General features: G+C 44.5%; 8 protein-coding genes. 7 read left to right on the plus strand and 1 reads right to left on the minus strand.

The annotated features are described in order from the left end of the window. A partial coding sequence (locus A2517_RS04800; RefSeq protein WP_294894684.1) for a nucleoside deaminase occupies positions 1-381 on the plus strand: 381 nt, incomplete at its 5' end. Here A2517_RS04800 and arsC read toward each other — a convergent pair. Then, entirely contained in the window at positions 378-722 is a 345-nt protein-coding gene (arsC, locus tag A2517_RS04805) for an arsenate reductase (glutaredoxin) (protein ID WP_294894686.1), read from the minus strand. The genes A2517_RS04800 and arsC overlap by 4 nt on opposite strands. 305 nt (positions 723-1,027) lie before the next feature. On the opposite strand from arsC, the gene A2517_RS04810 reads away from it, so the two are divergent. The 6 genes from A2517_RS04810 to A2517_RS04835 all read left to right on the plus strand — a co-directional run. Then, entirely contained in the window at positions 1,028-2,422 is a 1,395-nt protein-coding gene (locus A2517_RS04810) for a cytochrome c (protein WP_294894688.1), read from the plus strand. Further along, the gene (locus A2517_RS04815) at positions 2,422-3,744 is read left to right on the plus strand and encodes a c-type cytochrome (protein ID WP_294894690.1); all 1,323 of its coding nucleotides are present in this window, start codon (positions 2,422-2,424) and stop codon (positions 3,742-3,744) included. The genes A2517_RS04810 and A2517_RS04815 overlap by 1 nt, the downstream gene beginning before the upstream one ends. 130 nt (positions 3,745-3,874) lie before the next feature. Continuing rightward, positions 3,875-4,288, plus strand: coding sequence for a thioredoxin family protein (locus tag A2517_RS04820; protein WP_294894692.1), 414 nt, complete (start codon positions 3,875-3,877; stop codon positions 4,286-4,288). Further along, positions 4,288-5,184, plus strand: coding sequence for a 4Fe-4S dicluster domain-containing protein (locus A2517_RS04825; protein WP_294894693.1), 897 nt, complete (start codon positions 4,288-4,290; stop codon positions 5,182-5,184). Before A2517_RS04820 ends, A2517_RS04825 begins: the two co-directional genes overlap by 1 nt. A 98-nt stretch (positions 5,185-5,282) precedes the next feature. Continuing rightward, positions 5,283-7,481 carry a TonB-dependent receptor gene (locus A2517_RS04830; RefSeq protein ID WP_294894695.1) on the plus strand — a complete coding sequence of 733 codons (2,199 nt, stop codon included), beginning with the start codon at positions 5,283-5,285 and terminating at the stop codon, positions 7,479-7,481. Positions 7,482-7,490: 9 nt separating this feature from the next. Next, positions 7,491-8,195, plus strand: a 705-nt coding sequence (locus tag A2517_RS04835; RefSeq protein ID WP_294894697.1) for a hypothetical protein, incomplete at its 3' end; no start/stop codon positions are given.

Below are 8,195 nucleotides of genomic sequence, written 5' to 3' on the forward strand. Positions count from 1 at the left end.
GCTATCGTCCGAGAAGGGAAAATAATCGCTAGTGCCCATAACGAAGTACTGGGGACAAATGATCCCACCGCTCACGCCGAGATCAATGCCATACGCCGTGCTTCTGCCGCACTCGGAAAATTCGATCTCTCTGACTGCACTCTCTATACAACCTGCTACCCATGCCCGATGTGTATGGGAGCAATTTTCTGGGCGCGAATCCCCACGGTTTATTATGCCTCATCCATGAATGATGCCGCAGAGGGAGGATTTGACGATCGGATCTTTTATGAGATGATTCGAAGCCCCGAAAGCACCCTCGATCTGCGACCTGTCGATACGGAAAAAAGTAAAAAGCTTTTTAAACTATGGGAAGAAAAAGAGGATAAAAAACTCTATTAGCCGATAAATTCAACTACTTTTTCAACAGGACGACCGATCACCGCACGATTATTTTCGATCAAAATCGGACGTTCGATGAGTTTCGGATGCGCTGCCAAGGCATCGATTAAAACCGATTCCTCTTCAATCTTTGCCAACCCCAGCTCTTTATACAACTCCTCTTTCGTCCGCATCAATTCCCGCGCTGAAACTCCGAGTTTTTTGAGCAAAGATACGATCTCCTCACGTGATGGTGGGGTATCGAGGTATTTGAATACTTCGGTAGGTACCCCTTTATCTTCTAATAATTTTAAGGCTTCCCGTGATTTTGAACATTTCGGATTGTGCCAGATGGTTGTCATTTATGACCTTTTTTAGAAGAATTATAGCCCACCATATAAATCAAATAAAACTTAAATTATTTTATTAACTGCTTAACACAAAATTAACACAGTTAGTTCATAATCTTACTCTCGGAAATTACCATTAGGAGTTAAAAGGAGAAAAAACGGAGGAGAAAAAACCAACGATCCGTCTGCTCTATGAATTGCAGCTCTCAAGCAGACGGAAAAACGTATTGCATAGCAACGTCTAAATTATAGCGTTTTTTTACGCTGTTTCTCCGACGTTGCCGTGCATACACCTTATTTTTAACTAAAGGAAATGTATGTTCGATTTTCCCATATTCGAAATGCCCACGATTGGGCTAAGAATGCTCATGGCGATCAATGCGATCATCCACGTATTTGTCTCTCACGGCGGTGCTGTCGGAGGGTCTGTGGTACTCGCACTTGCCGCATGGTGGACCAATAAAAAAGGGGATTTGGCGGGATATGAAACCGTCTATCGCCTCCTCATGGTCTTTTTTATCATCTCTACCTCTGTCGGAGCCCTCACCGGAATCGGGATGTGGATTCACGCTAACATTATCAGCCCCAACGCTATCGGAGGACTTATCCGCGTCTTCTTCTGGAAATGGTTTATCGAGTGGATCGTCTTTAACTTCGAGGTTATTTTGCTTCTCTTCTGGTTTATGACATGGAAACCGAAAGCCACAACAGCGCAAGGTCGTGCTTCTTCGGTTCGCTTCGGAATCTATTATGCGGTATCCTCATGGATAACGATGTTGATCATCACCGCTATTTTGGGCTTTATGTTGACACCGAATTTCGACGGTCAACCGTGGATCGATCCTGAAGTGTATCCGGGTACGGTCAACTACAATAATGCCCTCTTTAACCCGACTTGGTTCCCAGGACTTATGATGAGAACCTTTAGTTCCATCGCGTTTGCCGGAGCACTTGCTATTCTATGGACATGGCTCATTACCAGTTTCAGTAAAGATGAAGAGATTCGTGCCACTAAAGAACGGATGATCAAATTCTTCGCAACCATCATGATGGTCACGGTTCCGGTTGCCGCAGCATTTGGGTACTACTATCTGCTCCAAATCCCTGAAGCAGCGCGCGCCATGATCCCAACAGCGATGATGACAAGAGCGTTTGCCGATAAAATGGATTTGATGTACATGATCATCAGCGGCATCGGCGGTGCGGTAGTGGTAACAACGATTATCGCCTACTTCTCTCCGAAACGCTTTCCCTACATCGCGGCAACACTCATGGTTGCGGCATTTATGCTCTTCTGGGGATTCGAAGAACGTACTCGTGAGTTTATCCGTAAACCGTATTTGATTTATAACTACATGTACGCCAACGGTATCCGTGTTACCGACGTACCGTATCTCAACAAAGTGGGTATCCTCAAACACGCCGTCTTCGTTGATGAAGATAAAAAAGTGCTCAAAGAGGACAAATCCAACCTTATCGAAGTGGGTCATACGATTGCCCAAATCGAGTGTCGTGCCTGCCATACCGAAAACGGTATCAACGGTCTTAAATTCCTAACCAAAGGGTGGAGCGAAGAGGCAATTCGTAACCGTATCAACAACCTACCGGGAGCTGGAACACCGTATATGCCTCCGTTTACCGGAACCGAAGCCGAGAAAGACGCGTTAGCGGCTTATATCGCATCACTTAATAAAAGAGGAGAGATCAAATAATGAACTGGAAACTCCCTTTTGACATCCCTCTCGTCGTACCGACGATGGGACTACCCGGCTGGTTTTTTGACACACTGGGAATTATCGTATTTGTCGTGCACATCGCATTTATCTATACCCTTATCGGTGCCTCGACAGCGTCGGTTCTCTACAATATCTTTGGGGTATTCAAAAAGTCCAAAACAAACAATTTGTTGGCATACAAAATGACCAACCCTACCACCATCAGTGAAAATATGGGGGCATTGTGGGGGGTCGCTCCGTTGCTCGTTATTTCGGTACTCTATACCGGATTTTTCTATACGGCGATTCTAAAAGTATCTCCGCATATTTTGCACATCATTTACGGAAACATCTTCGCGTTCTTGCTCTCGTATGCGTACAAATTTAGCTGGCATTCGTTGCATAATCACAAAGGGTTCCATATCGCTATCGGTTTAGTTGCGGTACTCACGTTCTATACGTTGCCTCCGGTGTTTATGTCGATGTCTAACCTCTATTTACAGCCGGAATTGTTTGCCTCTGTACAAAACATTTGGGACATTATGTTGACTCCGTTGACATTCTTCCGTCTCATCAACTTCTTCCTCACCGCATTTGCGTTCACGGGGATTGTTATGATCTATCTTGGGGTCAAATGGGTTAAAGCGGGTGGAGAAGAGACTGAAGTAGGTCGCTTGGCGATTGATCAAGGTAAAAAATGGTTTATGTGGGCAGCTCCTGTCAACATCGCTGTTTTACCCTTGGTATTTTTCGCCTTCAGCCCACGTATCAGTGAAGCGTATATCCATACACCGTTTGTCTTCTTGCCCTTTGCGGCATCAGCGGTATTGTTGATCCTATTCTTCTTCCTTCTTAAACGCTTTAGCAATGAAGAGATGTCTCTTTCCGATGCGACCAAAGCGGTGGTATTGATGGTCGTTGCCGTAGCCTTGATGGCAACAGCACGTCACGGTATCCGCGTGGTAAGTTTCGAAGAACCGTTGCAATTACAAGCCGAAGCGACGGAAAAATACATGACCGACGTTATCGCCGAGTACAAAGCGTACAAAGAAGAGATGAAAAATGCGCCTCAAGTCGTTCTCGATCCTGCGGTTTCATTGGCAGATTCAAAAGGGTGTTTAGCATGTCACAGTGTTGATGTAGCGCTTGTAGGACCTGCCTATAAAGAAGTCGCCGCCAAAGCTGAAAGCGCTGATATTCTCGCCGCTTCACTCAAAAACGGTAGTACCGGTAAATGGGGTGAAACTCCAATGCCTCCGCAAACACTCACCGATGAAGAGACAAAAACTCTCATCGAATGGGTATTGAAACAAAAATAACAACGTTCCGAAGGGTACATCCCTTCGGCATCCTATTTTCACAAGAGAACCCAATATGCTTCAATCGACCTCCTTAAAGATTCACAACATATTCGGTTCTCCTGTGAGAATGGCATTGTTTACTCTATTTATGAGTATCTCCACATTTAGTGCACCCATTTCACTTAAAAACACCCCCTATTTTCATCCTAATGCCTCTGTAAACATCGTCATCTTTTACACCTCATGGTGCCCGCCATGCAAACAGAGTTTGACGCTACTGGACGAGTTGCATAAAGCGTATCCCCGCCTCTCCATCAGCCGTGTATCGGTCGATGACGTTGAAAGCCAAAAACAGGCATTACCATTTGGTCTATCCCAGAGTGTTCCGCTGATCCTAATCGCCGATCAAAGTGGCAATGTCGTGAAACGTTTCAAAACCCTCCCCAATAAAACGATTTTCAGCGACCTCATCCAACGACTCGAAGAGGGGCGGCTCGAAAACGGCACACTCCCACCTGAACAGCGGATCGACAGCTGGAAACAAAACCGAAAGGGGATGTAATGAAGTTCTTACAGGATAACAAAACATTTTTAGCCTTACTTATCCCTTTTTTAGCGATTCCATGGATAACACTCGGAGATTTTCATCTGTTGCTGTTCAACTTTTCCCATGATCGACTCGAAACACTCGGCTTTGCACTCGAAATGAACACCTATGCGATGATTGCTTTATTGATTCTTTTGGGGGTAGCTCTAACGTTGATCAGCGCACTCAGCCTCTCTCGTTTTTACTGCGGAACTCTCTGCCCCAATACGTTTTTCGCCCATCTACTGAGTATTTTTAAAGGGAAAAAAACATCCTTTTTTTCTAAAGTGATAGGGTTTTCACTCCTCACTTTTTTGGCTTCAACACTTGCATTTTCAGTGGTTGCGTATGGGATCAGCACCAATGAACTCTTTGACGCGATAGCACATCTCACCTTTGCGGGGTGGCTCGTCAGCATCCTCTCCGTACTCATGATCGCCGAAGTTTATATGGTGCAAGGGTGGTATTGCGCCTATCTCTGCCCCTACGGTGCTATCACGGCTATATTTCCGATAGAAGATCGCCTCACCTACCGTTTCGATGATCCGCAAGAGAACTGCACCGAATGCGGCGGATGTGTCAAAATCTGCCCCATTCCCGATCTCGACATCCGTCATGGTTTTGATATCCGTTGCATCCAGTGCGGACTGTGCGAAGCGGCGTGTGAAAAAGTATTTGCCAAATGCACCCGACCATCGCTGATTTACCCTGAAAAAAGATCAATTTTACGTGCAGGGGGGAGAAGTATAGGAATATTGATCGCTATTATAGTTATTATAATTTTCACCGCTGTAGGGGTTAGTACCTTAATAGATGAGGATCGACTAGAATCCTGCCGATTGGAGAATCAGAATTTACACATAAAAAAATAACTGTTACATTAGTGTTAAATTAAAAAATCAAATTAACACTAATGTAACACTTCTAATTCATAATCGCATACTTTAATCCAAAACTTTAAGGAAATGCGATGGTAAATACCCGCCGAATCACCCACTCTCTATTACTCTCATCACTCATAGTAAGCTCATGCTTTGGAGCTGAAAACCTCGGAATTATCGAAATTGACTCTACGACCATCGATGATCGCTTCGCATCCAAACGTACCGAGATATCGAGCACCTCAACGATCAGCGGCGAGAGTGTTGATACTGCTCATACCGAAAATATCCAACAAATCCTTCAAAGCATTCCGGGAATTACGACGGAAGTTAAGACCGGAGACAGTATCAAAATCCATATTCGCGGTATAGAAAACCAAGTCTATATGGGTGAAAAGCCGGGGGTTGCCGTCGTTGTTGACGGTGTTCCTGTATTTGAGCGAACGGGGTCAGTGAATATCGACCTTGATAATATCGAATCGATCAAAGTGATCAAAGGGGGAGCCTCGTACCTTTTCGGGGATGATGCCCTAAGCGGTGCGGTCATCATTACCACCAAAAAAGGGGCAAAATACAATCAAAATTTTGCCGCTATCGAACGCGGGAGCTTCGGTTACCAAAAATTATTAGCGCGAACCGGATACGCTAATGATGACTTTAGTTTTCATATCCAAGCGAGTGAGCGCAAAGCGGACGGCTACCATGAAGATTCCGATTACACCGCCCAATACGTCAACGGCAAACTTCAATACTACATCGACAGTACGAGTGATTTGACATTCGGGCTCGAAGCTTCCAAGCGAAAAAAAGATTCTCATGGAACTGTAGGGGGTGAAACAGAGGCTCAAACGAATCCGGAAAGTGTTTTCACGGGGGATATGGAGAGCAGAGACTACACCCGAAAGTTTGATGTTGAACTGTTAAAACTGTTCCTTACCTATTCAAAAGATTTTTCTAATAACTCTAATTTACTGATCAACGGATATATGTATACCGATGACACCTATTTTTGGTCAAGTCCTCAAACCAAAGACGGGAATGGCGCGACACAAACCTATACCGATGATGACTATGTCTATGATAACTACTACGAACAAGTCCAAAAAGGGATTAAAAGTGAGTACAGAGCGTCATTTGACACCTTCGCAACACTTTTAGGGCTAGATATACGGGACAATAATTATAAAAATAAAGTACTCTACCGTGTTGATCAGCGCGTTGGTTTTTTCCCTGCCTACACGTATCTTTCAGCTGGCGACGAAAACAGCAATAATGAAACGGATGAGAAAGTGTATGCTCTCTACGGTGAGTACAAACAAGGAATCACCGATAAGCTCAGCGCAACCTTCAACGTTCGCTATGATGATATCAATCTTGACTATACCGACTCTCGAGATAACGCTCTTGAAAAATCGTTCGATGTTTATTCCTACCGAATCGGAACAAACTACAATCTTGATGCGCAAAATAGCCTCTTTTTAAATTACTCGACGGGATTTAGAGCACCGACGATTACCCAACTTTTTGCAGGAGATGTCAGTACCTACGGCAGCACGCAGAACAATCCCGATCTAAAACCTGAACACGCCAAAAACTATGAGATCGGTTTACGAGGAGCCATCAACAACATCAACTACGAAGCCTCTGCTTTTAGAATTGACCGAAAAGAGTTCATTATGAAAACTGCCGGAAATTACGGAAGCGTGGACAGTACCATCACCGATATGTGGGACAACATAGGGGGGGCGAAACACCAAGGGCTAGAGCTTGCGATGAACGCTAAAATCAACGATCACTTCTCCTATAACCTAGCCTACACCTATCTCAACGCAAAATACACCAAATATGATAACTTCGGTATCCATTTTGATGCCGATCATGACGGAAGAGTTGATGCGGGTGAAGTGGCGTATTACGATGTGACCGGAAACGTTATACCCCGAACATCCAAACATAACCTCAATTTTATACTCGACTACCAGCATAATTCAAATATCAAACTCTCGAGTGAATACAGTAAAAAGTCGGATTACTATGCGGATGATCTAAACAGAATTGAAATTGACGGACAAGAAGCGGTCAATATATTGGCCGAATACAAAGCAAAAATGGGCAATGTAACGTATGCACTTTTTGCAAGAATCGACAATCTATTCGACAACCAATACTACAACACAGCACGTGCAAGCAGCGATAGAGATGACAACTTACTCTTTAATGCAGAAGACCTCTCCATCACCGTGAATCCGGGACGTGTTTACACTGCCGGTCTTTCAATCAAATTTTAAGGAGCTGATATGAAAAAAATACTCTTCTCCCTCTTAGTTGGAGTCTCCCTTTGGGGATATGGCGATGGAGCAATCTATTGGACTCCGCACGGATGTGATGATGGGAAAGCGACCGCTTCCAAACACGGTGGACATGGAAAAGGGGAGAGTGCCATGTTCGCTTTGATGAACAGTGAAGCAAATGCTTCGGCATACCTTATCCTCCCTGATCTCTCCGAACAAAACTTGACCTTTAAACGTAATACACTCATGCTGCCAAAACCCTCTATGGGGGGATATTATGCGATAGTAGCAGAAGGTAATACTACGAACGGAGTCTACAGCGCCATTCGCTATCTTTCCCTTCAAGGGCGTCCTGCCAAAGTTTCCCCCACGTTACTCACGGCTATATCTAAATCAGCATTGGAAATCATTCCCGATCCTCTGCACCGTGAACATGACCGCTATACCGCCTCAAAATCGTACCATTTTCTCCTCCATTTTCAGGGAAAACCGCTTATCAATACTACCGTTACATTTGAGACTCACGATACTCCGGCTCAAACCTATACAACGGATCAAACAGGTGCATTTTCGATCACTCTTCCCAATGATTTTAAAAATGTAAAAGTAGGCCGTAGCGAGAACAAACCTTCTGAATTTCTCCTATCCACGCAACACCGTGATGGTGAACGCCTCTACAAAAGCACGCTTACCATGCCCTATTCCCTTAAC

Origin of the sequence: Sulfuricurvum sp. RIFOXYD12_FULL_44_77, assembly GCF_001830725.1 — a bacterium.
Classification (GTDB): Bacteria; Campylobacterota; Campylobacteria; order Campylobacterales; family Sulfurimonadaceae; genus Sulfuricurvum; species Sulfuricurvum kujiense_A.

Excerpts from the sequence above, each read along its gene's own strand:
- A2517_RS04830 (WP_294894695.1), top strand. The coding sequence starts at position 5,283 with ATGGTAAATACCCGCCGAATCACCCACTCTCTATTACTCTCATCACTC.
- A2517_RS04825 (WP_294894693.1), top strand. The coding sequence starts at position 4,288 with ATGAAGTTCTTACAGGATAACAAAACATTTTTAGCCTTACTTATCCCT.
- A2517_RS04820 (WP_294894692.1), top strand. The coding sequence starts at position 3,875 with ATGAGTATCTCCACATTTAGTGCACCCATTTCACTTAAAAACACCCCC.
- A2517_RS04815 (WP_294894690.1), top strand. The coding sequence starts at position 2,422 with ATGAACTGGAAACTCCCTTTTGACATCCCTCTCGTCGTACCGACGATG.
- A2517_RS04810 (WP_294894688.1), top strand. The coding sequence starts at position 1,028 with ATGTTCGATTTTCCCATATTCGAAATGCCCACGATTGGGCTAAGAATG.
- arsC (WP_294894686.1), bottom strand. The coding sequence starts at position 722 with ATGACAACCATCTGGCACAATCCGAAATGTTCAAAATCACGGGAAGCC.